General features: G+C 69.5%; 22 protein-coding genes. 13 read left to right on the top strand and 9 right to left on the bottom strand.

Features of this window, described 5'->3' with window-relative positions:
• Positions 1-205 precede the first annotated feature (205 nt).
• From ACGFNK_RS23925 to ACGFNK_RS23905, 5 genes are read left to right on the top strand one after another with little or no spacing between them, the layout of a single operon-like run.
• Positions 206-1,579 carry an L-fuconate dehydratase gene (locus tag ACGFNK_RS23925; RefSeq protein WP_393418971.1) on the top strand — a complete coding sequence of 458 codons (1,374 nt, stop codon included), beginning with the start codon at positions 206-208 and terminating at the stop codon, positions 1,577-1,579.
• Entirely contained in the window at positions 1,576-2,340 is a 765-nt protein-coding gene (locus tag ACGFNK_RS23920; RefSeq protein ID WP_393418969.1) for an SDR family NAD(P)-dependent oxidoreductase, read from the top strand. Before ACGFNK_RS23925 ends, ACGFNK_RS23920 begins: the two co-directional genes overlap by 4 nt.
• Complete coding sequence (locus ACGFNK_RS23915) at positions 2,340-3,359, top strand: aldo/keto reductase (RefSeq protein ID WP_393418967.1); 1,020 nt, start codon at positions 2,340-2,342, stop codon at positions 3,357-3,359. Before ACGFNK_RS23920 ends, ACGFNK_RS23915 begins: the two co-directional genes overlap by 1 nt.
• Positions 3,356-3,670: an L-rhamnose mutarotase gene (locus ACGFNK_RS23910; RefSeq protein WP_388668944.1), complete on the top strand. Its 315-nt coding sequence runs from the start codon at positions 3,356-3,358 to the stop codon at positions 3,668-3,670. The genes ACGFNK_RS23915 and ACGFNK_RS23910 overlap by 4 nt, the downstream gene beginning before the upstream one ends.
• On the top strand, positions 3,667-4,518 hold the full coding sequence (locus ACGFNK_RS23905; RefSeq protein ID WP_393418965.1) for an amidohydrolase family protein: 852 nt from the start codon (positions 3,667-3,669) through the stop codon (positions 4,516-4,518). Before ACGFNK_RS23910 ends, ACGFNK_RS23905 begins: the two co-directional genes overlap by 4 nt.
• On the opposite strand, the gene ACGFNK_RS23900 is transcribed toward ACGFNK_RS23905, so the two are convergent.
• A complete protein-coding gene (locus ACGFNK_RS23900; RefSeq protein WP_393418963.1) occupies positions 4,506-5,924 on the bottom strand; it encodes a lipase maturation factor family protein in 1,419 nt (472 codons plus the stop codon). The genes ACGFNK_RS23905 and ACGFNK_RS23900 overlap by 13 nt on opposite strands.
• Before the next feature lie 200 nt (positions 5,925-6,124).
• Between ACGFNK_RS23900 and ACGFNK_RS23895 the strand changes: the two genes are divergently transcribed.
• Both ACGFNK_RS23895 and ACGFNK_RS23890 read left to right on the top strand, forming a co-directional pair.
• Positions 6,125-8,200, top strand: a complete 2,076-nt coding sequence (locus tag ACGFNK_RS23895) for a SpoIIE family protein phosphatase (protein WP_393418962.1) — start codon at positions 6,125-6,127, stop codon at positions 8,198-8,200.
• A gap of 47 nt (positions 8,201-8,247) precedes the next feature.
• The gene (locus ACGFNK_RS23890; RefSeq protein WP_393418961.1) at positions 8,248-9,111 is read left to right on the top strand and encodes an Fpg/Nei family DNA glycosylase; all 864 of its coding nucleotides are present in this window, start codon (positions 8,248-8,250) and stop codon (positions 9,109-9,111) included.
• A gap of 42 nt (positions 9,112-9,153) precedes the next feature.
• Here ACGFNK_RS23890 and ACGFNK_RS23885 read toward each other — a convergent pair whose 3' ends face one another.
• The 3 genes from ACGFNK_RS23885 to ACGFNK_RS23875 all read right to left on the bottom strand — a co-directional run bounded on the left by ACGFNK_RS23885 (position 9,154) and on the right by ACGFNK_RS23875 (position 11,183).
• The gene (locus tag ACGFNK_RS23885) at positions 9,154-9,798 is read right to left on the bottom strand and encodes a zf-HC2 domain-containing protein (RefSeq protein WP_393418959.1); all 645 of its coding nucleotides are present in this window, start codon (positions 9,796-9,798) and stop codon (positions 9,154-9,156) included.
• 188 nt (positions 9,799-9,986) lie between these two features.
• Complete coding sequence (locus tag ACGFNK_RS23880; protein ID WP_393418957.1) at positions 9,987-10,502, bottom strand: hypothetical protein; 516 nt, start codon at positions 10,500-10,502, stop codon at positions 9,987-9,989.
• Between the two features lie 135 nt (positions 10,503-10,637).
• Positions 10,638-11,183, bottom strand: a complete 546-nt coding sequence (locus ACGFNK_RS23875) for a sigma-70 family RNA polymerase sigma factor (protein WP_393418955.1) — start codon at positions 11,181-11,183, stop codon at positions 10,638-10,640.
• 293 nt (positions 11,184-11,476) lie between these two features.
• Here ACGFNK_RS23875 and ACGFNK_RS23870 point away from each other — a divergent pair, with 293 nt between their 5' ends.
• Positions 11,477-12,637, top strand: coding sequence for a CapA family protein (locus ACGFNK_RS23870; RefSeq protein ID WP_393418953.1), 1,161 nt, complete (start codon positions 11,477-11,479; stop codon positions 12,635-12,637).
• An 8-nt stretch (positions 12,638-12,645) separates the two neighbouring features.
• On the opposite strand, the gene ACGFNK_RS23865 is transcribed toward ACGFNK_RS23870, so the two are convergent.
• Both ACGFNK_RS23865 and ACGFNK_RS23860 read right to left on the bottom strand, forming a co-directional pair.
• Positions 12,646-14,118: an amino acid permease gene (locus ACGFNK_RS23865; RefSeq protein WP_393418951.1), complete on the bottom strand. Its 1,473-nt coding sequence runs from the start codon at positions 14,116-14,118 to the stop codon at positions 12,646-12,648.
• Positions 14,119-14,205: 87 nt separating this feature from the next.
• The gene (locus ACGFNK_RS23860) at positions 14,206-14,679 is read right to left on the bottom strand and encodes a universal stress protein (protein WP_393418949.1); all 474 of its coding nucleotides are present in this window, start codon (positions 14,677-14,679) and stop codon (positions 14,206-14,208) included.
• A 194-nt stretch (positions 14,680-14,873) separates the two neighbouring features.
• Between ACGFNK_RS23860 and ACGFNK_RS23855 the strand changes: the two genes are divergently transcribed.
• Positions 14,874-15,725, top strand: coding sequence for a polysaccharide deacetylase family protein (locus ACGFNK_RS23855; RefSeq protein WP_393418947.1), 852 nt, complete (start codon positions 14,874-14,876; stop codon positions 15,723-15,725).
• A 151-nt stretch (positions 15,726-15,876) separates the two neighbouring features.
• On the opposite strand, the gene ACGFNK_RS23850 is transcribed toward ACGFNK_RS23855, so the two are convergent.
• Positions 15,877-16,539 carry a class F sortase gene (locus ACGFNK_RS23850; RefSeq protein ID WP_393418945.1) on the bottom strand — a complete coding sequence of 221 codons (663 nt, stop codon included), beginning with the start codon at positions 16,537-16,539 and terminating at the stop codon, positions 15,877-15,879.
• 332 nt (positions 16,540-16,871) lie between these two features.
• On the opposite strand from ACGFNK_RS23850, the gene ACGFNK_RS23845 reads away from it, so the two are divergent.
• Positions 16,872-17,405, top strand: coding sequence for a hypothetical protein (locus tag ACGFNK_RS23845; protein ID WP_393418943.1), 534 nt, complete (start codon positions 16,872-16,874; stop codon positions 17,403-17,405).
• Between the two features lie 99 nt (positions 17,406-17,504).
• Here ACGFNK_RS23845 and ACGFNK_RS23840 read toward each other — a convergent pair whose 3' ends face one another.
• Positions 17,505-18,029: a hypothetical protein gene (locus ACGFNK_RS23840; protein ID WP_393418941.1), complete on the bottom strand. Its 525-nt coding sequence runs from the start codon at positions 18,027-18,029 to the stop codon at positions 17,505-17,507.
• A 341-nt stretch (positions 18,030-18,370) separates the two neighbouring features.
• Here ACGFNK_RS23840 and ACGFNK_RS23835 point away from each other — a divergent pair, with 341 nt between their 5' ends.
• From ACGFNK_RS23835 to ACGFNK_RS23825, 3 genes are all read left to right on the top strand, one after another.
• Positions 18,371-19,357, top strand: a complete 987-nt coding sequence (locus tag ACGFNK_RS23835) for an SCO0930 family lipoprotein (protein WP_393418939.1) — start codon at positions 18,371-18,373, stop codon at positions 19,355-19,357.
• A gap of 328 nt (positions 19,358-19,685) precedes the next feature.
• Positions 19,686-20,498 carry an SAM-dependent methyltransferase gene (locus tag ACGFNK_RS23830; RefSeq protein ID WP_393418937.1) on the top strand — a complete coding sequence of 271 codons (813 nt, stop codon included), beginning with the start codon at positions 19,686-19,688 and terminating at the stop codon, positions 20,496-20,498.
• Complete coding sequence (locus tag ACGFNK_RS23825) at positions 20,495-22,633, top strand: putative bifunctional diguanylate cyclase/phosphodiesterase (protein ID WP_393418935.1); 2,139 nt, start codon at positions 20,495-20,497, stop codon at positions 22,631-22,633. Before ACGFNK_RS23830 ends, ACGFNK_RS23825 begins: the two co-directional genes overlap by 4 nt.
• A 225-nt stretch (positions 22,634-22,858) precedes the next feature.
• On the opposite strand, the gene ACGFNK_RS23820 is transcribed toward ACGFNK_RS23825, so the two are convergent.
• Positions 22,859-23,740, bottom strand: coding sequence for a LysR family transcriptional regulator (locus tag ACGFNK_RS23820; protein ID WP_393418933.1), 882 nt, complete (start codon positions 23,738-23,740; stop codon positions 22,859-22,861).
• Positions 23,741-23,762: the final 22 nt, after the last annotated feature.

Genomic DNA, 23,762 nt, shown 5'->3' with positions numbered 1-23,762 from the left:
GAAGCACGTTCGAAGCTGCGGGTTCGTCGTGGCTGGTCGCTCACCCGCTCTCGGCTCCGCTCGAGCGGGGGGACCCCCATCCCGGCGGAGCTGCACATTGATACAGCCCCGCGCCCCTGAAAGGCCTGCGGCCTCCTTGGGGGCGCGGTACCGCACCGGACTTCGGCAAAGTCCGCTTCCCTGTTCCTGACCGAAAGGCACTTCTGTGTCCTCACCTGCCGCCTCCCGTATCACCGCGGTCGACACCTTCGACATCCGCTTCCCGACCTCGCGCGAGCTCGACGGCTCGGACGCGATGAATCCGGATCCCGACTACTCGGCCGCGTACGTCGTGCTGCGCACCGACGCCGAGGACGGGCCGGAGGGGCACGGATTCACCTTCACCATCGGGCGGGGCAACGAGGTCCAGGTCGCCGCGATCGACGCGCTGCGCCCGCATGTCCTCGGGCGGTCGCTGGACGAACTGTGCGCGGACCCGGGGTCGTTGGCCCGGGACCTGACCGGGGACAGCCAGCTGCGTTGGCTCGGACCCGAGAAGGGCGTGATGCACATGGCGATCGGGGCCGTCCTGAACGCCGTGTGGGACCTCGCCGCCAAGCGCGCCCAGAAGCCGCTGTGGCAGCTGCTCGCCGACGCCAGCCCCGAGTTCCTCGTCTCCCAGATCGACTTCCGCTACATCGCGGACGTCCTCACCCCCGAGGACGCGCTCCACCTGCTCAGAGGCGGCAGAGAGGGGGCCGCAGAACGCACCGAACTGCTGAAGGAACGCGGGTTCCCCGGCTACACCACCTCGCCCGGCTGGCTGGGCTACTCCGACGAGAAGCTCACCCGCCTTGCCCGCCAGGCCGTGGCCGACGGCTTCACCCAGATCAAGCTCAAGGTCGGCGCTGACCTTGCCGACGACATGCGCCGCTGCCGCGTGGCCCGCTCCGTCGTCGGGCCCGGTATCCGTATGGCCATCGATGCCAACCAGCGCTGGAACGTCGACGAGGCCATCGAGTGGACCAAGGCGCTCGCCGAGTTCGACCCGTACTGGATCGAGGAGCCCACCAGCCCCGACGACGTCCTCGGCCACGCGAGGATCCGTAAGGCCGTCGCACCGGTCAAGGTCGCCACCGGCGAGCACGTCCAGAACCGGATCGTCTTCAAGCAGCTGCTCCAGGCCGGGGCCATCGACGTCCTGCAGATCGACGCGGCCCGCGTCGGCGGCGTCAACGAGAACCTCGCGATCCTGCTGCTCGCGGCCAAGTTCGGCGTGCCCGTCTGCCCGCACGCGGGCGGCGTCGGCCTGTGCGAACTCGTCCAGCATCTCTCGATGTTCGACTACGTGGCCCTCTCCGGCACCACTGATGACCGGGTCATCGAGTACGTCGACCATCTGCACGACCACTTCCTCGACCCGGTGGTGATCAGAGAAGGTCACTACATGGCACCCACCGCGCCGGGCTTCTCGGCCACCATGCGACCCGAGACGCTCGCCGAATTCACGTTCCCCGGCGGCACGTTCTGGGCCGCCGACCTCGCCCAGCAGGCATCCACCGATCAGCGGGTCACCGGCCAGAAGGGGGCAGCGGCATGACCGACACCCATGACTTCGCGGGGCTCAAAGCGCTGGTGACGGGCGGCGCGTCCGGCATCGGCCGGGCCACCGCGGAACTCCTGGCCGCTCGCGGCGCCCAGGTCGCCGTCCTCGACCTGGACCCGTCGAGCGTCGACAAGCCCCTGCTCGGATACCAGGCGGACGTCAGCGACGACACCTCCGTACGCCAGGCCGTCGCCGCCGCCGTCGCGGACCTCGGCGGACTCGACGTGCTGGTCAACAACGCGGGCATCGGCGCCCAGGGCACCGTCGAGGACAACGACGACGCCGAATGGCACCGGGTCCTGGACGTCAACGTGCTCGGCATGGTGCGTACGGCCCGCGCGGCCCTGCCCCACCTGCGCGAGTCCGTGCACGCGGCCATCGTGAACACCTGCTCCATCGCGGCCACCGCGGGCCTCCCGCAACGCGCCCTGTACTCCGCGTCCAAGGGCGCAGTCCTGTCGCTGACCCTTGCCATGGCCGCCGACCACGTCCGTGAGGGCATCCGCGTCAACTGCGTGAACCCCGGCACCGCGGACACCCCATGGGTCGGCCGCCTCCTGGACGCCGCGGCGGATCCCGCCGCCGAACGGGCCGCCCTGGAAGCCCGCCAGCCCACCGGCCGGCTCGTCTCCGCGCCAGAAGTCGCGGGCGCCGTAGCCTACTTGGCGAGCCCCTTGTCCGGCGCGACCACCGGCACGGCACTCGCGGTGGACGGCGGCATGCAGGGGCTGCGGCTGCGCCCCGCGGGGCAGTGATGCGAACGCCGACACGGTCCCGGCGGCTGGGGCGATCCGGCGTCCAGGTCACCGAGCTGGCCTTCGGCGCCGCGGGCATCGCGGGCCTGTTCACGCCGGTGAGCGACGAGCAGGCGTACGCCGCACTCGACACCGCCTGGGATGCGGGGATCCGCTACTTCGACACGGCCCCCCACTACGGGATCGGCCTGTCGGAGCGGCGCGTCGGCGCGATGCTGCGCGGCCGGTCCGGGTACACGGTCTCCACCAAGGTGGGCCGACGCCTGGAGCCGGTCGACGAGGTCACCGGCGACGACCTCGCGGGCGGCTTCGCCGTGCCCGCCACCCACCGCCGCGTCTGGGACTTCAGCGCCGACGGCGTACGCCGAGGCCTGGAGGAGAGCCTGGAGCGGCTCGGCCTCGACCGCGTCGACGTCGTCTACCTCCACGACCCCGACGACCACGCCACCGACGCCTTCGACCAGGCGTACCCCGCCCTGGAACAGCTGCGTTCCGAGGGCGTCGTCGGTGCGATCGGCGCCGGTATGAACCAGGCCGAGATGCTCACCCGCTTCGTCCGCGACACCGACGTCGACGTGGTGCTGTGCGCGGGCCGCTACACACTCCTCGACCAGCGGGCCCTGACCGAACTGCTGCCGTCCGCGGCGGAACGCGGCACGTCCGTCGTCATCGGCGGTGCCTTCAACTCCGGCCTCCTGGCGGACCCGAAGCCGGGAGCTACGTACAACTACGCTTCCGCGCCAAGGGAGTTGCTGGACCAGGCGCTGCGCATCAAGGCGATCGCCGAACGCCATGGCACCACCCTGCGTGCCGCCGCCCTCGCCTTCCCGCTCGCGCACCCCGCCGTCGCGAGCGTCCTCGTCGGCACCCGCTCGGCGGACGAAGTCCGCGACTCCGTACGGCAGTTCACCACGGACGTACCGGCGGAGTTCTGGCAGGAGCTGCGGGAGGCCAAGCTGCTGCCCGAGGAGGCACCGATCCCCGTACATACCCCCGACGCAGGAGAGGAGCCCGCGTGAGGATCGCCCTGCACACCAAGGTCCGCGCCGACCGCATCGCCGAGTACGAGGCAGCGCACCGCGAGGTCCCCGAGGAGCTCACGGACGCGATCCGCGCCGGGGGCGCCACCTCCTGGACGATCTGGCGCAGCGGCACCGACCTGTTCCATGTCCTGGAGTGCGAGGATTACGGGCGGCTCCTCGCCGAGCTCGAGAAACTGCCGGTCAACATCGCCTGGCAGGCACGGATGGCCCAGCTCCTGGACGTGGTGCACGACTACTCGTCCGAGGGTGCGGAGGCGGGCCTGCCGGTCGTCTGGGAGCTGCCGTGACCGGACGTTCGATCGTCGATGCGCATCACCATGTGTGGGACCTCTCCGTACGCGATCAGGACTGGATCACCGGCCCCGAGCTCCAGCCGCTCCGGCGGAACTTCACCCTCGCGGACCTCGAACCCGAGACGCGGGCCGCCGGAGTCGACCGCACCGTCCTCGTGCAGACGATCACCGTGCCCGAGGAGACCCCGGAGTTCCTGGCCCTCGCGGAGGAGACCGAGCTGATCGGGGGAGTCGTCGGCTGGACCGACCTGACCCGGCCGGACGTCGCCGACGAGCTGGCGCGGCTGGCGGAACTCCGGGGTGGCGCGTACCTGCGGGGCATCCGCCACCAGGTCCAGGGCGAGCCCGACCCCGAGTGGCTGCTGCGCCCGGACGTACGCCGAGGACTCACCGCCGTCGCCGCGGCGGGCCTCGTCCACGACCTGGTCGTCCTGCCGCACCAGCTCCCCGCCTGTGTGAAGGCCGCCGAGAGCCACCCCGAACTCACTTTCGTGCTGGATCACTTGGGTAAACCGCCCATCGCCACGGGCGAGCTCGAACCCTGGGCCTCCCACGTCCGCGTGCTCGCAGCGCTGCCCAACACCGTCTGCAAGCTGTCCGGCCTGGTGACGGAGGCGGACGCGCAGAGCTGGACGGTGAGCGATCTGGCACCCTACGCGGACACGGTGCTGGAGGCCTTCGGTCCGTCCCGGCTGATGTTCGGCTCGGACTGGCCGGTGTGCACACTGGCCGCCACGTACACCCAAGTACTGGACGCCGCCGAGGAGTTGACGGCCGGGCTGAGCGACAGCGAGCGCACCGAGGTCTTCGCGGGCACCGCGAGGCGCGTCTACGCCCTCTGAACGGCGGCCTCAAGCCGTGTGGGCGGCAGGAAGTCCCGTACGTACGTCCGCTGCCAGCACGCGCCCGTCTCGCGCAGCTCGCGCCAGGTCGTGTAGCGGTAGCGGTACAGGCTCGCGCGTACGTACCTGGGCGGCTGGTCCGCAGGGAACGGGGAGCGTCGCAGCAGCCGCAGGGTGTCCCGGTCGTTCTCCAGCAGCCGCTCCACCAGGGCGCCGAACCAGGAGCCGGCGTACGCGGGGGAGAGCCCCACGAACCACATCAGCCAGTCGAGCCGCAGATGGTACGGGGCGAACTGGCGCGGCCAGTGCCGGGGATCACCCGGCTTGCCCTTGAACTCGTACTCCCGCCAGTCGGAGTCCGCGCGCGGCAGCTCGTCCAGGGTGCCTTCGAGGACGACCTCGTACCGCAGCCGGCTGACGCTGCCGAACGCCCCGTAGGTGTTGACCAGGTGGAGCGGGTCGAAGGAGCGGTTCATGACCTGGCGGCGCGAGACCAGATTGCGGGCCGGACGGTAGCTGAGGGCGACCAGCCCCGCTGCGACGGCCAGGACCACGATCTCGTACCAGAGCGGAGCGTCCGAGGGGCCCCGCGTCACTCCGTAGTCCACGGCCGACAGCGCAACCACGATCGTGATCCAGTTCAGCCAGGCGAAGTTGCCCGACAGGACCAGCCACAGCTGGGTGACGATCATCAGGGATGCGGCGGCAGTCGCGATGGGCTGCGGGGCGAAGAGGAGGACGGGGACGACGAGCTGGGTGAAGTGGTTGGCCGCCACCTCAGCCCGGTGGAAGGGCTTCGGGAGATGGTGGAAGAACCAGCTCAGCGGGCCAGGCATCGGTTGTGTCTCGTGGTGGTAGTCGAGGCAGGTCAGCTTCCGCCAGCAGGCGTCGCCGCGCATCTTGATCAGCCCGGCTCCGAACTCGAGGCGGAAGAGGATCCAGAGCAGCAGGAAGAACACCACGAGCGGCGGGGCGACCTCGTCGTTGCCCAGGAACACGGCGAGGAAGCCGACCTCCAGGAGCAGGGACTCCCAGCCGAAGGAGTACCAGGTCTGCCCGACGTTCACGATCGACAGATACATCACCCAGGGGACGAGCCAGAGCAGCATGCCGCCCCAGAGCGGCAGTTGACCGTCCAGGCCCGCGATGAGCGCGACCGAGACCGCACAGCCGGTCCATGCCCAGGCCGCGAAGAAACGGTCGGAGTAGTGGAGGTGGAACACGCTGGGTGCCCGCCGGAACGGCACCTGGGCGACGAAACGGGGCACCGGCAGCATGCCGCGCTCGCCGATCAGCGCGCGGAACTGCAGCGCCGCGCTCAGGAAGGCGAAGAGATACATGACGGCCAGCGCCCGCTGGAAGACCAGCCGGCTCATCCAGTACTCGGGGGCGGTGAACCACTCCACGTCGCCAGCTCCCTCCTTTGCGCCTAAACCGGCGCCGCTCTCGCGGACCTGGTTGATCGCCGTCGTGGTTCCTCAATTGATGGTTGCGCTGTTCATCGCTTTCATCGTGACTCCTTCCCCGGGGTGCGAGTCGAATCTGCTCAGATCTCGGTGGTGACGAGAAGTCGAAGATTTGGCCAAACCCTGGCAAGGTAATCCCCATGGTTGATCGGGGAGCGAGCGCCCTGTCACTCCCGGACGACTGGCCCGCCCACCCGGACCCGATCCTGGCGCTCAACCGCATGGGCAGCTTCGACTGGGACCTGGACACCGGCATCATGCAGATGGACCCCCAGGCCCACGAGATCTTCGACGTGTCTCCCGACGAGTACGACGGTCGCCTCGAGACCCTGGCCCCGCGAGTGCCCGCGATCGATGCCCACCGCCTGGACACCCATGTCTCCCAGGCCATCAAGGACGGCAGCGAGAACTACGGGGCGTACTTCCGCATACGCCGCCGCGACGGCACCCTCCGCTGGACCCACACGCAGGGCTACATCCGGCGCGACGAGACGGGCCGGCCGCGTCGCGTCATCGGCATCATCCGCGACGCCACCCAGGAGCTGATCGACAGCGAGGCCCAGCGCGAACAGGCGGCGCTCGACGAGTTCCGCCGCCGGCAGACGAACGTCGTGCAGATCGCCACCGCAGCGCTCGCGCACGCCCGCACCGTCCAGGACGTCATCGACGTCCTCACCGACACCCACGGACTGACCCACCTCGGTGCGACGAGCCTGGTCATGGGCCTCGTGGAGGCCGGGCGGATCCGCCTTGTCGCCGAAGGGCCCACGGGCAGCTTCGTACCCGGCACCCGGGTCACGCGCATCGACGAGCAGTACCCGATGAGCGAGGTCGTCCGCACCCTCACCCCGCGCTTCATCGAGTCACCGGAGGACTTCGCCGAGTCGTACCCTCTGCTGTGGCCACACATAACCGACCTGCACATCACCTCGGCCGCCTATCTGCCGCTGATCGCGCAGGCCCGCCCCATCGGCGCGCTCGGCCTGCTCTACCACGACAAGCGGGGCTTCACGGCGGAGGAGCGCAACGTCCTGGTCGCCCTGGGCAGCAGCATCGGGCAGAGCCTCCAGCGGGCCATGCTCTACGAGCAGGAGAAGGACCTTGCCCAGGGCCTCCAGCAGGCCATGCTGCCGCGCTCCATACCCAGCGTCCCCGGCGCCGACATCGCCGTCCGCTACCGCTCGGCCTCGCTGGGCCGGGACATCGGCGGCGACTGGTACGACGTCATCCCGCTGCCCGGCGGCCGGGTCGGCGCCGTCATCGGCGACGTGCAGGGCCATGACACCCACGCGGCAGCCGTGATGGGCCAGTTGCGTATCGTGCTGCGCGCCTACGCCGCCGAGGGCCACACACCCGCCACCGTCATGGCCCGCGCCTCGGTGTTCCTCGACGAACTCGACACCGAACGCTTCGCGACCTGCACCTACGCGGAGGCCGACCTGGCCACCGGAGTGGTCCAGATCGTACGGGCCGGACATATCGACCCGCTGGTGCGCGACCCGGACGGCAGCTGCCACCGGCTGTCCGTCGAAGGGGGACTGCCGCTCGGTCTGTCCGCCGAGTTCGGGCGGCTGCACTACCAGGTCGACACCTTCGAACTCGACCCGGGCCAGACCCTGCTGCTGTACACCGACGGGCTCGTCGAACAGCCGGGAGTGGACCTCGACGAGGGGATGAAGACGCTCCAGGCACTCGTTCACACGGGCCCCGACGACGTACGCGACCTCGCCGACCGGCTCATCGACGTGGCCGAGGAACGCGGCGGCGACGACGATGTCGCGCTGCTCCTGCTGCGCCGCCTCGGCCATGTCGCGCAGCAGTCCGGCGGACGGCTCCAGCAGCACATCGGGCCGGGCGATCCGGAGGCGCTCACCGGGGCCCGGCACATGATCCGCGCCGCGGTGGCGGCCTGGGACGCCGAGGACCGCGCCGACGAGGTCGAGTTGGTCGCCGACGAGATGATCACCAACGCCCTGATACACACCGAGGGCTCCGCGATCGTCACCCTGAGGGCCCTCACCGGCTCCGACCGCCGCCTGCGCGTCGAGGTCGAGGACGCCTCCAGCGCCCTGCCGCGCCGCCGCGAGGCGGGGGAGTCCGGGGTCTCGGGGCGCGGTCTGCTGCTGGTGGACCGCCTCGCGGATGTGTGGGGCGTGGAGGCGCGCGGCGGCGGCAAGTGCGTGTGGTGCGAGTTCATCGTTCCGGAACGAAGCTGACAACTGCCGCGCATGGCGTCGTCGCCACCGGGTGGCACTCTGGACGTATGCCGGAACTTCCCGAGGTCGAGGCGCTCAAGGACTTCCTGACCGAGCACCTCGTCGGCCATGAGATCGTGCGGGTGCTGCCCGTCGCGATCAGCGTCCTGAAGACGTACGATCCGCCGCTCGCCGCCCTCGAGGGCCGTGAGGTCACGGCCGTGCACCGGCACGGCAAGTTTCTGGACCTGTCGACGGGCGGCGGCCCGCACTTCGTGACGCATCTGGCCCGCGCGGGCTGGCTCCAGTGGAAGGACCGCCTGCCCGACGGCCCGCCCCGGCCGGGGAAGGGCCCGCTCGCGATGCGGGTCGCTCTGGAGACCGGCGAAGGCTTCGACCTCACCGAGGCCGGCACGCAGAAGCGGCTGGCCGTGTACGTCGTACGGGATGCCGGCGAGGTCCCGGGCGTCGCCCGGCTCGGCCCGGATCCGCTGGCCGACGACTTCGACGAGAGACGCTTCGCCAAGCTGCTCGAGGGGGAGCGCCGCCAGCTCAAGGGCGCGCTGCGCGACCAGAGTCTGATCGCGGGCATCGGGAACGCCTACAGCGACGAGATCCTGCACGCCGCCCGGATGTCCCCCTTCAAACTCGCCGCCTCATTGACCACCGAGGAGACCCACCGCCTGTACGAGGCGCTGCGCACCACTCTCACCGAGGCGGTCGAGCGCTCGCGGGGTGTGGCCGCCGGACGGCTGAAGGCGGAGAAGAAGAGCGGGCTGCGGGTGCACGCCCGCACCGGGGAGCCCTGCCCGGTGTGCGGCGACACGATCCGCGAGGTGTCCTTCAGCGACTCGTCCCTGCAGTACTGCCCGACCTGCCAGACGGGCGGCAAGCCCCTCGCGGACCGCAGGTTGTCGAAGTTCCTGAAGTAGGCGTCCTGATGCAGTCCCGGGGATCAGGAGTGGCCCGGGGGATCAGGGAGCCTTGAGCTTCACGAGCGTCTCGTCGCCCGTGCGCACTTCGTACCCGGTGATCTCGTCGGTGTTCATCGACGCGGACGCCTGCATGGGGCTGGGTGTGCCGCCGCCCGCCTGCCAGTTCATCAGGGTCTCCTCCGAGCCGTCGCTGCCGATGGCGACGAGCTCGCAGGGCTGGGGCTCGGAGATGCCCTTGACCATGAAATCGATGTCGCTGCCCCAGGCCCGGTCATGGGTGGTGACCTCGGCCCACACACCCGTACCGGGGTCGGTCGCGGCGACCCGCTGTCCGTCCGCGTCGGATCCGCCGGCGAGCACCGCGACCGCGGGCCCGCCCACCGCGATCACCACCGCGGCGGCGACGGCGAACAGCCAGCGCGTACGCCCTTTGCGGCGTGATCGGGCCACGTCCTCGAGCAGCCGGTCGAGCAGCGCCGGGCCGGGCCTGGTCATGGGATTCACAGTGCGCGGAGTCGCCTCGGCGTACGCCCGCAGGGACCGTGTCGTGGGGGCGAGTTCGCGTATCTGCATCGCGCACTGAGGGCACTCCATGAGGTGGTCCTCGAAGCGGAATGCATCCGCAGCGTCCAGCACGCCGAGCGCATAGGCGCCGACGTCGCGATGGCGTTCCAGGGACCTCATACCTCATCCTCGTGGCGATGGTGAGAGCTAGGAGTAGCTACTTGCCCACCGGTACGCACGAGAACGCCGAATCACTCAAGCCCCGCAGGAAACCAACCAGGAGATTCGGAGCCGGAGCGCCCGCGGATTGGTCGGGAACCAAAAAAAGTCGCGGATCAGAAAAGTTCGGAGAACGGAAAGATCACGGATCAGAAGAGATGGATCGCGAGGTGCCCCAACGGCAGCCCCAGCCGCCAGGCCGGCGTCCACACCTTCGGGCCGTCGTCCTCGCCGGGCACCGGGCCCCCGCCCGGCACCGCGTCCAGGTCCGGCGCGAGAAGCTCGGTCTCCTCCAGCCAGCGCCAGGCCGCCGTCGCCAGCTCCAGGTCCGGCGCGGGGCCTCCCGAGTCGACCGCCTCGGCCGCCTGCGCCGCAAGCCGCTCGCACACCCAGTCCTGCCACGGCTGGTCGTACGCCGTCAGCGAAAGCCAGGTCTCCAGCTGCGAGACGACGCGGATGCCGGAGAGCTCACCGCTCGTGTCCGACAGGAAGATGGTCAGCGCCAGCGCGTCGCGCCCGGCGCGGAACTCGAATGACGTCGGCGGCATCAGGTCCCCGGTACGCAACAGCTCGTCAGCGATGTACTCGGCGTACAACCACGCCATGGGAACGACGAGTTCACCGCCGCCGGTGCCGTCCGTGCTCTCGTGGCCTCTGTGCAGCATCCTTTCCTGCCTTCCTCCGGTGCGTGCGCGTCGCCCGACCCCGGGCCCCATTCCGGAACACGGATGAGGACAGCCGATTACTCAACAGAGGGTCTCGGCAAGGCGCTTTACGGAGGTTTGACTCGACCATTGGTTTCACCGCAGGTCGGCCGCGTATCCCGGAAGTACCCGGCGCAGGGCGCGCAGCGCGTAGTACGCGCGGGACTTCACGGTACCGGGCGGGATCCCGAGCGCCGCGGCGGCTTCTGCAACACTCGCACCGCGGAAATACACCTGCACCAGAACTTCCCGGTGCTCGGGAGTGAGTGTCTTCACAGCTTCGCGCACATCGAGGGTGGCGGCTGACCTTTCCGCGTGATCGGCGCAGACCCGCGCGCTCTCCAGTACGGCGTCCCCGACCTCGGCGGGCCGCGCCTGACGGGCCCTGCGCGCGTCGATGGCGAGCCGTCGCCCCACGGTCAGCAGCCAGGGCCGTACCGAGTCGAAGTCGTCGGCCCGCAGCGCCTCGGGATGCTGCCAGGCGCGTACCAGCGTTTCCTGCACCAGATCCTCGGCGCGCTGCCGGTCTCCGTCCGAGAGCCTCAGCAACAGGGCGAAGAGTGGTGCGCCGTGCTCCCGCTGCAACTCGGCCAGCTCGTGCTCGGCGGTCGTCCTGCTCGTGATGGTCGTGGCGGCCGTCATGGCCGTATGTCAGCGCAGGCCGCTCCGTCGGGACAGGCCATGGACGCGGATCGTCGGCGGACGGTCGAAGCTGTCGACGAACGGTGCGATGAACGGTCGATCGGGGGTGGCCGGTCGCTGACACCCCAGCCCTTCGGCTGGCCGGAACGGCTCTTTCGCGGGGCCCGGGTGGTCCGGAAGACACCGAGTGGGGCCGTTTCAGCTACCTGGCCGGAATGGCTCCTTGACCCCTGTGTCGTCTCTGGGTGGATTCGTAGTTGTTAGTAATCAAATACGACCGCACGGGAGCCGGCTTGAAGACCACACGCAGGCGACACACGACACTGGCCCTGGCGGTCCTGCTTCTCACAGCGGCCGTCGGCTGCCAGGAGCCGGAGCAGGAGCAGGAGCGGGAGCGGCCCGCGCGGTCCGGCGATCCCGCGCCGCACGCCGCGAACGCCCGTTTCACGCTCGTCGCCTCCGGCGACGTCCTGCCGCACAGCTCGGTCATCCGCCAGGCGAACGCGGACGCGGGCGGCAGCGGCTACGACTTCCGTCCCATGCTCGCGGGCATGCAGCCCGTTGTGGCCCGGGCCGATCTGGCGATCTGCCACATGGAGACGGTGTACGGCGCGAGCGGCGACTACTCCGGCTACCCCCTCTTCAAGTCGCCGCCCGAGGTGGCCGCGGGCCTCGCCGCCAGCGGCTACGACGCCTGTTCGACCGCCTCGAACCACACCCTCGACGCCGGCGCCGCGGGTATCCACCGCACGCTCGACGCACTCGACCGGGCGGGCGTACGGCACGCCGGATCCGCCCGCACCGCCGCCGAGGCGAGGACACCCACCCTCCTGCGGGCGGGCCCCGCCAAGGTCGCCCATCTCGCGTACACATACGGCACGAACGGCATCCCGCTGCCCGAGGACAGGCCCTGGGCGGTGAACCTGATCGACCCCGACAGGATCCTCGCGGACGCCCGCGCCGCCCGGAAGGCGGGCGCCGACGTCGTGGTCCTCTCCCTGCACTGGGGCACCGAATGGCAGGACGCGCCCGACGCACAGCAGCTGCGGCTGAGCAGGCAGCTCACCGAAGCCCGCACGGACGGCCGCCCCGCCATCGATCTGATCCTCGGCACCCACGCCCATGTCCCGCAGGCGTACGAGAAGGTCAACGGAACCTGGGTCGTCTACGGCATGGGCGACCAGATCGCCGGAGCGATGGTCAACCACAGTGGCGCCCACGACCCCCGCGGCAACGAGAGCACCATCGGCCGCTTCACCTTCGCCCCGCCCGCCGAACCCGGCGGGCGGTGGAAGGTCGAGAAGGCCGAGTTCGTACCGCAGTGGTTCGACGTCGGCTCCCATCGTGTCGTGAACCTGAACGAGGCGCCGGACCAGAGCGCCGTGCGCGACCGGATCCGCCAGGTCGTCCTCAGCCGGGGCGCGGCCGAGGACGGGCTCGTCATGGGGAAGTAGTCTCCGCTTCATGGAGAGGTTGGCCCAGTCGTCTCCGAATTCGCTGCCGCTGCCGCTGCCGCTTCCGCTTCCGCCTTGGCCAGCTCCGAGCGCCGGTACGAGTACGCGAAGTAGAAGACGAGGCCGAGCAGGAACCACACGGCGAACCGCACCCACGTCTGCCATTGCAGGAACGTGATCAGCCAGATCGAGAAGACGACGCCGACCGCGGGCACGAACGGCATCCACGGCGTACGGAAGGTGCGCGGCAGGTCGGGCCGCTTGTAGCGCAGCACGATCACCGCGACGCACACGACGACGAACGCCAACAGGATTCCGATATTGGTCAGTTCGGCCGCCTCGCCGATCGGCAGGAACCCGGCGATGACGGCCGAGGCGACGCCTGCGATCCAGGTCACCCGTGTCGGCACATGCCGCGTCGGATGCGTCTTCGCGAACCACTTGGGCAGCAGCCCGTCGCGGGACATCGAGAACCAGACACGGGTGACACCCAGCATGAACGTGAACATCACGGTGAGAATGCCGATGATCGCGCCGACCGCGATGACGTTCGCGAGCCCGCCCAGGCCCACCGACTGGAACGCCGTCGAGAAGCCGCTCTCCTTGTCGATGTCCGGGTAGTCCTGCATACCCGTCAGGACAAGACAGGCGAGCACGTACAGCACCATCGAGATGGCGAGGGAGTAGATGATCGCCTTCGGCATATGGCGCTGAGCGTCCTTCGATTCCTCGGCGGCCGTCGACATGGCGTCGTACCCGAAGACCGCGAAGAAGACGGTCGCCGCGCCCGTGAACGCCCCGCCGACCCCGTACGGGAAGAACGGGTTGTAGTTCGCCGTGTCGATGTGGAAGACGCCGACGCCGATCACCAGGAGCACCACCGCGACCTTCAGGATGACGACGACCATCTCGAACCGGGCCGCGTTCTTGATGCCCAGGTTCAGCAGGTACGCGATGAGCAGGCACAGCACCGCCGCGAACAGGTCGACCTTGTGCCCGTCGCCGGTGCTCGGCGCGCCCAGCATCCAGTTGGGCAGATCGGCCCCCATCTCACCGACCAGGAAGCTGAAGTACCCGGAGATTCCGATCGCGACCACCGCGACGATCGCCGTGTACTCGAGGAGCAGGTCCCAGCCGATGAACCAGCCCGCGAACTCGCCGAGCACCGCATAGCCGTACGTGTAGGCCGAGCCCGCCTTCGGGATGAGGCCCGCGAACTCGGCGTACGACAGCGCCGCCGCGGCACTCGCGACGCCCGCGATGAGGAACGACACGAGGACCGCGGGCCCCGCCGTCCCGTTCGCCACCGTGCCGGCCAGCGTGAAGATGCCGGCGCCGATGATGCCGCCGACACCGATCGCGGTCAGCTGCCACAGGCCGAGCGAGCGATCGAGGCGTGCGCCCTCGCCGGCTTCCGTCTCATCGATACGTTCGATGGGTTTGCGGCGGAGAATTCCTTCGCCCATTCTGAGCCCGGCCATGTGCCTCACCTCTTCGCAGACGGTAATCGGCTCTTGGCAGGATCATGATGACCCAGTGGCAGCTGTGGCGGAAGAGCTACCCGCGGGTTACGGCACAACCGTCACAGGCCATCGCCCGGCCTTCACGAGGCGGACGGCCACCGAGCCGATGAAGCGATGCCCCGACTGCTCGGACGCTCCCACCACGACGGCGTCCGCCTTGAGTTGGTCCGCCGCGGCCACGAGACCGCTGTACGCGTCGCCGCGAAAGGTGTGGAACTCCCAGCGGACCTGGAATATGTCCTTGACCTGCTCGGTCGCCTCGTGCATGTCCCGGACGAGCCCCCGGGCGATCTCGTCGGTCGTATCGGCGACCGGAGCCCCGGCCGCGCTGCCCGCCGCCAGCACCGGCTGGACGTACACGACGGCGAGCAGCGCCCTCTGCCGCCGGGCCAGACCGGCGGCGTAGGCCACGGCGCGCAATGAGGAGTCGGAGCCATCCACGCCGGCCACGATGACCTTCGGCCCGTCCGTGCCGCGCTCGAACTCCTGTGAGTGCCCTGGCGAGTGCTGTTCCGTCACGGCGCCGAGGTTATCGGAGTGCCCAGGTCCGGCCGCGCTCGGGGAACCGGCCGAGTGCGCGTGCTGACTGTGCGTGAGAGGCGCTAACGTTTGCGCTCGTGTGCCGTTGCCGAGGTGGTTCCAACGGGTGTTTTCGTGCGGCCGTACAGGTGTCGGTGTGCGTTTCGGAGCGCCGGCCGGGCGACTGATTAGTCATGAAAAAGGATCAAATGCTTTCCCGGCGCAAGGCGTTGCTCGTCGGTGGCGCCGCAGTCCTGGGGGCTGCGGGAGCGGGCGGTACGGCACGCCTTCTCGCCGCCGGTCCGGCCCCGCCGCCGGGCGGGCCCCCCGCGAACCCTGCCGCGGGCGCCCCGGATGCCGGCGCCCTGAGGCCCTCTGCCTACAGGCTCCAGCCCATCGCCGGATACGGCCCCCTGCGCAGCGCACCGGGGCGCACCCTCGTACGGCACGAACCCTTCCTGCGTATCGCCGGGCGCGGCCCCACCATGGTGCTGACCTTCGACGACGGCCCCGACCCCCGCTACACCCCCCATGTCCTGCGCACCCTCAAGGCCCACGACGTCCGCGCGATGTTCTTCGTGTGCGGCTCGATGGTCGTCGAGCACAAGGACATGCTCCGGGAGATGGCGGACGAGGGACACATCGTCGGCAATCACACCTGGTCCCACCCGCTGCTGACCGGGCTGGGCCGGTCCGCGATCCGCTCCGAGATGGAACGCACCAGCGAGATCATCGAGAAGACGTACGGGGAGCGGCCCGGCTGGTTCCGCGCACCGTACGGGGCCTGGAACCGGGCCGTCTTCGAGTTCGGCGCCGAACTCGGCATGGAGCCGCTCGCCTGGACCGTCGACACCCTCGACTGGAAGGAACCCGGTGCGCGCACCATCGAGCGCCGGGTCATGAAGGGCGCGGCCCCGGGCGTCGTGGTCCTCGCGCACGACGCGGGCGGCGACCGTTCGCAGAGCATCCGGGCGCTGCGCGACTATCTGCCGCGACTGCTGGACTCGGGCTATCACCTCACCGTGCCCCGACGGCAGTTCACGTAGACCGGCTCACGTGGACCGGCTCACGTGGACCGGCTCACGTAGACCGGCTCACGTGGACCGATGAGAATCCGCGGATTCAGACGAGAATCCGCGGATGTGACGGGAGGGTCGACGGAATTCCACGGGCTTTCTCCCGCCCGGTCCGGAACGCTCAGCGAACCTCGACCAGGCGGGCGAAGGCGACGACGTTCCCGTCGTAGCCGTTCTGCTGGGAGAAGCCGCCTCCGCAGGTGATGACGCGCAATTCGGGAGTTCCGGTGTCTCCGTAGACCCGGTCGCCGGGGAAGTTGTTCTTGTCGAACACCTCGATGCCGTAGATCTCGAACACGGCGAGTTTCCCGTCCTTGCGCGTGACCTCCACGCGATGTCCCTGTTTCAGGGATCCGAGACCGAAGAAGACGGCGGGGCCCTGTTTGTTGTCCACATGGCCGACCATGACGGCCGTGCCCTTTTCGCCGGGCGAGACCGCGCCGGTGAACCAGCCCGCGAGATTCGGGTCCTCGGGCGGGGGCGCATCCACCCAGCCCTCCACGTCGAGCCCTACGGGCATGACCGGGGCGTCGACCTGGATGGCAGGGATGCTGATGCGGTCGACCACGGAGAATGGCAGGGGAGCCGGCCCGTTCGAGCGGGTGATTCCGGGGGGACGGCTCTTGGCGGCCGCCGCTGTCGCGGGCTGCGGAGGGCCCACGTCGAATTCTCCCGAGCCATTTCGAATGAGCGCGAGACCGGTCAGCAGAACAAGTGCCAGCACGCCCCAGGGAGCGCGCTTCCTCTGCCGCTCCTCCTCTTCGGCCAGCTCGGACGCAGACATTCGCAAACCCCTCTCGACGCGGCCGTCGCCGCGTCACTCGCGCATACGAGAACGCTAAGTCCAAGGTTCCCGGCAGGCGACGGGAGACGCGCGAACGGGTGGCCGCCGCGAAGCCGGTGCGCCATCCGAGTCTGAGCGGTCTGGAAATTTCTGACGGTCCGTGACCTGCGGCAATATCCGATTGTGTTCCTTATCCGTGGCGTTCCTCTCACCAGGACGGAGCATTCTCGAAATGCGGCCCCGAGCAAGCCATCTGAGGGTTCGTCTGGGAGGCGTTTTCTCGCCGATTCGACCCGGGGACGGTTCCCGGGGCGCCTTCCGCGGAGGATCACATGCGTACCACTCGTGCCCTGGCGGTCTCTGCGACAGCCCTCGCCACCCTCGGGCTCACCGCCCCCATGGCCGCGGCCCGGGACGGCTTCAGCACCAGCCCGAGCAACATCGTCGCCACGCCCAGCGTCATCGCCCGGGGTGGGCAGCTGACGGTCACGGTCGACGGCTGCCCGCGAGGCGGCACCATGACGTCGCCTGCGTTCCCGCGGACGCCTCTTGAGCCGATCAAGGATCACCACGACAGGGGGCACGACGCGATGTCCAGGGGGAGCGAGACGGCCAGGGGGGTCGCGACCATCAACCAGACGGCCGCCCCCGGTACCTACGACATCACCGTCAACTGCGTCGGCACGGGCACCCTCACCAAGCCTCAGGCCTTCACCGTCATCGGCGGCGTCCGTGGTGGTCTCGGCGGCAGCAGCTCCAATGGGGCCACGCCGACCGACATGGCGATCGGCGGCGGCCTGCTGGGCCTCGCGCTTGTCGGCGGCGGGGTGTTCTGGATGCGCCGCCGCTCCGAGAACAAGGTCTGAGAGAACAAGGCCTGACGCAGTACACACCTTCCAGCTCTTCGCCCCGGACCGCGCGGTCCGGGGCGAAGAGCTGGAAGGTGAACGGCAGTTGTGCTCGGGTCAGTTGTCCTCGCCGGTGGTGCGGCGGTGTGACCAGTGGTAGGCCGCGCCGACCGAGCCCATGACGAGTGCGAGGCCCAGGCCGATGTCGCCCGGGTCGAAACCGGCGATGGTGCCGCCGGCACCGGCCTTGACGCCCTTCTGGGCGTGCATGTTGGACTGGCCATGGCCCGACTGCCGTCCGGCCTCGATGGTCAGATCCTTGTTCCCGTCCTCCCTCTCGCACTGGAAGGTCACCTGCACGGTGCCGGGCTCGGCTTTCCAGCCGACGGTGGCCGTGGCCGAGTGCTGCCCCTTGGGGATCACCACAGGATCGAAGGCACTCGAGAACACCTTGACCTCGGTCGCGCAGCCCCAGACGTTCAGTGTGACCTCGTCGCCCGCGGCGACGGTCGTGGGTGAGACATCGAAACCGAACGAGTTGGCCCCGCGTTCGCCGCCCGTTGCGGCGACGGCCGCCGGTGCGGCCAGGGCCAGGGCGCCGGCGCCCAGCAGTGCGGCCGAAGCGACACATATCGCGCGCATGGTGAATCCTCCGGGTCCCGAGGAGCAGCCGCGGACCTTTTCCGCTTGCGCCGTACATGCACCTCGATGGTCGAAACGCTAAAAAGGTCCGCCCGCATGCGCGATCGCAGTGGCCCGAATGGGGCACCGGCCGCCGTCGCGACGGCGTGAGAACGGCGAGAACAAGCCATTCCGGCGATGGGGAGCTACGCGCGAGTCACATACGGCGCAAGGGGCACAGGCGTCACTCAAAGAATCTTGTGAGCCGGTTGAACGCTCGAGGCGTTCCCACCCGTACCTAGGGCCATACGCGGCGCAGTGGTGCGCCGCAACAGCTGAGTGATTAGCGGGGAGTTACCCAAATGAAGACCTCCTGGCGGAGCGCCTCCCTCGTAGCGGCCGCTGCGGCCCTGGCGCTGACGACTGCGTGCGGCTCGGACACCCCCCAGACGGGCAGCCAGAACGTGGGGGCGGCGCCCGCCGCCAATGGGGTTGGCAATGACTACGGGGCCGGTACGAGCACGCCTACTGCAGGTGCGGGACAGGCCGGCGCCGGTGCGCAGGCGCAGACCGCCGGCCAGCTTGCCGTGAAGAAGAACAAGGCCCTCGGCGAAGTGGTCACGGACAGCGCCGGCATGACGCTCTACCGCTTCGACAAGGACACCGCCTCACCGCCGAAGACGAACTGTGAAGGCGACTGCGCCACGGCCTGGCCCCCGGTCCCGGCCTCGGACGCCACCGCTGCGGCGGGCATGGACAAGACGCTGCTCGGTGAGGTCACCCGTGCCGACGGCACGAAGCAGCTGACCCTCGACGGCTGGCCGCTGTACCGGTACGCGAAGGACACCAAGGCCGGTGACACCAAGGGCCAGGGTGTGCAAGGGACTTGGTACGCGTCGGCGCCCGACGGCAAGAAGGCCGCGGCGGGCGCCGCAGAGGCCGGAGTCGGTGAAGACGCCGGGGCGGAGGCCGCCGACCTGCCCGGCCTTTCGACCCGACAGGACCCCGAGCTGGGCGAGGTCGTCGTCGACAAGAACGGCTACACGGTCTACCGCTTCGAGAAGGACGTCCCGTGGCCGATGAAGTCGAACTGCGTCGGTGAGTGCCTGGAGAAGTGGCCGGTCGTCGAGCCGGTCGACGCCGCCGACACCAAGGGCATCGAGAACAAGGTCGAGGGCCGTCGCGGCTACGTCGTCCTGAACCGTCCGGACGGACTCAAGCAGCAGAGCATCGACTGCTGGCCGATGTACACCTTCGCGGGTGACAAGAAGCCCGGTGACACCAACGGCCAGGGCGTGGGCGGCACTTGGTACGCCATGGCCCCCGACGGCAGCGCGATCAAGAAGTAGACCTCACCGAACACCACAGACCACGCAGCACACAATCCGCAGCAGCAGGACAACGAAGGGAGGAGCCACCAAGAAGCAGACGACTGACACGCCGCAAGGAACCGAGCAACCGCTCAACCCCCGGTCCACCCCCTCCGCACCGCACGGAGGGGGTTGGCCGTTTTTCACCGCTCTCAGGGCTTCGAGCGATTTCGTACGACGGCAATTCCGCATGTGCCCCCGGCAGTGACCGGGAACGGATGGTCAATTTCCGTTTCCACTCGCCCCGTTGGCAGGCGATCAGTAGCCTCAGCTCGAACACCGGATCGCCTAAGCCTTGGAGAGATAGATGGAGCGTCCCGCCTGGGCCCCACGTGGCATCGACATCTCGGTGCCGAGCGTGAGCCGCATCTACGACTACTACCTGGGCGGATCGCACAACTTCGACGTCGACAGGGAAGCGGCCCGCAAGGCGATGGAGTTCATGCCGGGCCTTCCGAAGATCATGCAGGCGAACCGCGCTTTCCTGCGCCGGGCCGTCCGTTTCGCGGCGGACGAAGGCATCACCCAGTTCCTGGACATAGGTTCAGGCATCCCCACCTTCGGCAACGTCCACGAGATCGCCCAGAGCGCCAGCCCCGGAGCGCGCGTCCTGTACGTCGACAACGACCCGGTCGCCGTCGCCCACAGCGAGGCCGTCCTGGAGGGCAACAAGGACGCGGACGTCGTAGCCGCCGATCTGCGCAAGCCCCAGGAGATCCTGGCTAGTTCTCAGTTTCAGCGCCTGATCGACCAGAATCGGCCAGTAGCGCTCCTCCTCGTTGCCATACTTCACTTCGTGGAGGACGAGGACGACCCGTACGAGGCGGTGGCACAGCTGCGCGACGCGCTTGCGCCGGGCAGCCTGCTCGTCGTCTCGCACGCCTCCTATGAGGGCATCCCGCTTCCCCCAGAGCGGGCCGAAGGCGCGGTCGACGTCTACAAGAACATTCGCAATCCGCTGATCATGCGCTCGCGCGACGAGATCGCGCGGTTCTTCAAGGGGTACGACATGGTGGAACCCGGACTGGTGCCTATGCCGGAATGGCGGCCCGACACGGCACTCGAGGACGAGGATCCGTATTCCTATTCCGGGTTCGCCGGCGTGGGGCGCACGGCGTGACCGCGGAGCCGGACGGGCCGGAAGACAGACTCCGCAGATTCGCGACGATCTGGAGCCGGGCGGTCTTCCCGCACACGGCGACATCGCTGACCCGCCCCGAGCTCGAGCGGGAACTGCTGCCGCTCGCCCGGCGGTTGAGTGAGGCGCTGCGGGCCAGGACGTTCGACGCGGCCGAGGGCCGGGCGGTCGGCGCCGCGCTGATCGACGCCCACTGCACAGAGCCGGAGGCGCTCAGCCGCGCACTCGACTGCGTGGACGCCTATCTGGTGCTCTACTGCGGCGGAGACGGACCCCAGGAGGACCTGCGCAGCCGTTCGGCGCGGTTGCAGCACGCCATGGCCGCCGGGTTCGCCGAGGCCCTGCGGGAGCGGACGCTGGCCGAACAGGAAGCCATCGCGAGAGCGGCCCTCCAGGCTCAGGGGGTGGTCGCTCAGGCGCTGCACGCGACCGAGGCGCGGTTCCGCGCGGTGTTCGAGGGCGCGGCCATAGGAATCGGCATCGCGGACCTCGACGGCAACGTCCTGCAGGTGAACAAGGCCCTCCTGCGGATGTTCGGCGGCACCGAGGAATCAATGCGCGGCCGTAACGTGGTCGACTGGACGCACCCCGACGACGCCCCTCAAGTCTGGCGCCTGTACGAGGAGCTGGTGCGCGGCGAGCGTGAGCACTACCACGTGGAGAAGGCCTTCTACCGACCTGACGGAACGGTTCTTTGGACCAATCTGACGGTCTCCCTGCTGCGTGACGCCGACGGCCGGCCCCAGTACCAGCTCGCCCTCATGGAGGACACCACCGAACGCCGGCTGCTCAATCTGCGGCTGCGGTACGAGGCGACCCATGACGCCCTCACCGGACTGCCCAACCGCACCCTGTTCTTCGAGCGGCTCGAAAAGGCGCTCTCCGCGGGTGAGGGCATGCGCTTCGGGCTCTGCTATCTCGACATCGACGGCTTCAAGACCATCAACGACAGCCTCGGGCACGCCGCCGGTGACCGGCTGCTCGTCGAGGTCGCCGACCGGTTGCAGTCCTGCGCGACCGCGCCCGGCGAGATGGTCGCCCGGATCGGCGGCGACGAGTTCGTGGCGCTGACCACCGGGCCCGACACCGAGACCGAGGTCGACGCGCTCGCCGACCGCATCATGAACGCCCTCGTCACTCCGGTCCGTATCGAAGGCCGGGAACTGACCGTCCGTGGCAGTATCGGCATCGTCGAGGGCCCGGCCGGCGAACGCGGCCCTGCGGAGGTGCTGCGCAGCGCCGACATCACGATGTACCGCGCCAAGTCGGCGGGCGGCAACCGCTACGAGCTCGCGGACCCCGAGGCCGACGCCCGCGCCATCACACGCCACGGACTGACCACGGCACTGCCCGCGGCCCTGGACCGCGGCGAGTTCTTCATCGAGTACCAGCCGCTCGTGCACCTCGGCGACGACAGCGTACGAGGCGCCGAGGCCCTCGTCCGCTGGCTGCATCCCCAGCACGGCGTGCTCGGCCCCGACCGGTTCATCCCGCTCGCCGAGCACACCGGCCTCATCGTCCCGCTCGGCCGCTGGGTGCTGGAGCAGTCGGTCCGTCAGGCCCGCGACTGGCAGGAACGTCACGGCGAACAGGCGGGCCCGTTCCGTATCAACGTGAACCTCTCGCCCTGCCAGCTGACCCACCCCGGTCTGGTCGCGGACACGGTCGACATCCTGGAGCGCGCCGGCCTCGAACCGGCCTCCCTCTGCCTGGAGGTCACCGAATCCGCCCTGATCGGCGCCGACGACGACCTCCTCAAGCCACTGCGCCGCCTGGCCGAGATGGGCGTGGACATCGCCCTCGACGACTTCGGCACCGGCTACTCCAACCTCGCCAACCTGCGCCGCCTCCCGGTCAGCATCCTCAAACTGGACCGCTCCTTCACCCAGAGCATGCAGCAGTTCCCGGCGGACCCGGTCGACCTGAAGATCGTCGACGGAATCGTCTCCCTGGCCCACAGCCTCGACCTCAAGGTCACGGTAGAGGGCGTGGAAACAGGTGCCCAGGCAGAACAACTGAAGGTCCTGGGCTGCGACACCGCCCAGGGCTGGTACTACGCCCGCCCCGGCCCCCCGGAGCGCTTGCACGAGTTGGCGCTGGTGGACGCGACGGGCTGAGGGACAGGGGGAGCGGAGGTCGCCGGTTGGGGCGGCCTCCAGGGCGCCACTGGCGGACCGCCCCTTTGCGGATTCGGCAACTGCAGCGCCCCTTCAGGGGCGCGGGGCTGTATAGATTTGCGGCTCCGCCGCGTGGGCGCGATCAACCACGACGGACCCGCAGTCTCCAACGCCGCTTCCAGTGCTACGGCGCTCCCGGACACGGCACCCCAGCGGAGCGGAACGTCACCGTTCGAGCAGCATCCGCTGAAACTCCCGAGCCGCCCGCGGCGGAGCCACGTCGCTCCGGTGTGCCAGCGCGATCCTCCGATGCAACCCCGGCCGGGCCAACGGAGTCACCCGCAACCCCCGGCCCGCCCGAGCGGCCACCATCCGCGGCACCACAGCCACCCCGAGTCCCGCCGCCACAAACCCCAGCACCGCATCCATCTCCCCACCCTCCACCGCGAAGTCCGGCTCGAACCCGGCGGAGCGACACGCAGCGACGGTCAGTTCCCGCAGGTCGTACCCGTGCCGGAACATGACCAGCCGCTCACCCTCCAGGTCCGGAATCCGGACCGTACGACCCCGGCCCGGTGCGGGTGCGTCCGGGGACGACACCACCACCAGGTCCTCCCGCAGCACCTCGACCGTGCTCAGCGCGGGTGACGGCGAAGGCAGAGGCAGCACCACGAGGGCGAGATCGAGCGCCCCGCGAGCGAGCTCCCGTACGAGATCATGCGAGCCTCCCTCCTCGATCAGCAGCCGGATGCCCGGATACCGGTCGTGGAAGGCGCGCAGCACGTCGGGCAGCAGCCCCGTGCACACGCTCGGAGTCGCACCGAGACGAATCCGCCCGCTGCGCAGCTGCACCAGTTCCCCCACCTCGTGCCGAGCCGTCTCCGCGTCGGCCAGGATGCGGCGGGCCAGTGGCAGCAGTGCCTCGCCCGCGTCCGTGAGCGTGATGTTGCCGCGTGCGCGCAGGAACAGATCAGCCCCCAACTCCCGTTCCAGCGCCTTGATCTGCTGGGAGAGGGACGGCTGCGCGACATGGACGAGGTCCGCGGCCCGGGTGAAGTGCCGGGTCTCGGCGACCGCCACAAAGTACTGGAGCTGCTGGAACTGCATCCCACCATCATAGATTCCAGCT

The sequence above is a fragment of the Streptomyces sp. NPDC048825 genome, from assembly GCF_043198355.1.
Classification (GTDB): Bacteria; Actinomycetota; Actinomycetes; order Streptomycetales; family Streptomycetaceae; genus Streptomyces; species Streptomyces xiangluensis.
The sequence above is the reverse complement of the archived record's forward strand: the minus strand, read 5'-3'. Positions and strand labels throughout refer to the sequence as shown.

Excerpts from the sequence above, each read along its gene's own strand:
- ACGFNK_RS23915 (WP_393418967.1), top strand. The coding sequence starts at position 2,340 with ATGCGAACGCCGACACGGTCCCGGCGGCTGGGGCGATCCGGCGTCCAG.
- ACGFNK_RS23820 (WP_393418933.1), bottom strand. The coding sequence starts at position 23,740 with ATGCAGTTCCAGCAGCTCCAGTACTTTGTGGCGGTCGCCGAGACCCGG.
- ACGFNK_RS23845 (WP_393418943.1), top strand. The coding sequence starts at position 16,872 with ATGCGTACCACTCGTGCCCTGGCGGTCTCTGCGACAGCCCTCGCCACC.
- ACGFNK_RS23855 (WP_393418947.1), top strand. The coding sequence starts at position 14,874 with ATGAAAAAGGATCAAATGCTTTCCCGGCGCAAGGCGTTGCTCGTCGGT.
- ACGFNK_RS23875 (WP_393418955.1), bottom strand. The coding sequence starts at position 11,183 with ATGACGGCCGCCACGACCATCACGAGCAGGACGACCGCCGAGCACGAG.
- ACGFNK_RS23895 (WP_393418962.1), top strand. The coding sequence starts at position 6,125 with ATGGTTGATCGGGGAGCGAGCGCCCTGTCACTCCCGGACGACTGGCCC.
- ACGFNK_RS23885 (WP_393418959.1), bottom strand. The coding sequence starts at position 9,798 with ATGAGGTCCCTGGAACGCCATCGCGACGTCGGCGCCTATGCGCTCGGC.
- ACGFNK_RS23920 (WP_393418969.1), top strand. The coding sequence starts at position 1,576 with ATGACCGACACCCATGACTTCGCGGGGCTCAAAGCGCTGGTGACGGGC.
- ACGFNK_RS23830 (WP_393418937.1), top strand. The coding sequence starts at position 19,686 with ATGGAGCGTCCCGCCTGGGCCCCACGTGGCATCGACATCTCGGTGCCG.
- ACGFNK_RS23880 (WP_393418957.1), bottom strand. The coding sequence starts at position 10,502 with ATGCTGCACAGAGGCCACGAGAGCACGGACGGCACCGGCGGCGGTGAA.
- ACGFNK_RS23865 (WP_393418951.1), bottom strand. The coding sequence starts at position 14,118 with ATGGCCGGGCTCAGAATGGGCGAAGGAATTCTCCGCCGCAAACCCATC.
- ACGFNK_RS23840 (WP_393418941.1), bottom strand. The coding sequence starts at position 18,029 with ATGCGCGCGATATGTGTCGCTTCGGCCGCACTGCTGGGCGCCGGCGCC.
- ACGFNK_RS23890 (WP_393418961.1), top strand. The coding sequence starts at position 8,248 with ATGCCGGAACTTCCCGAGGTCGAGGCGCTCAAGGACTTCCTGACCGAG.
- ACGFNK_RS23835 (WP_393418939.1), top strand. The coding sequence starts at position 18,371 with ATGAAGACCTCCTGGCGGAGCGCCTCCCTCGTAGCGGCCGCTGCGGCC.
- ACGFNK_RS23850 (WP_393418945.1), bottom strand. The coding sequence starts at position 16,539 with ATGTCTGCGTCCGAGCTGGCCGAAGAGGAGGAGCGGCAGAGGAAGCGC.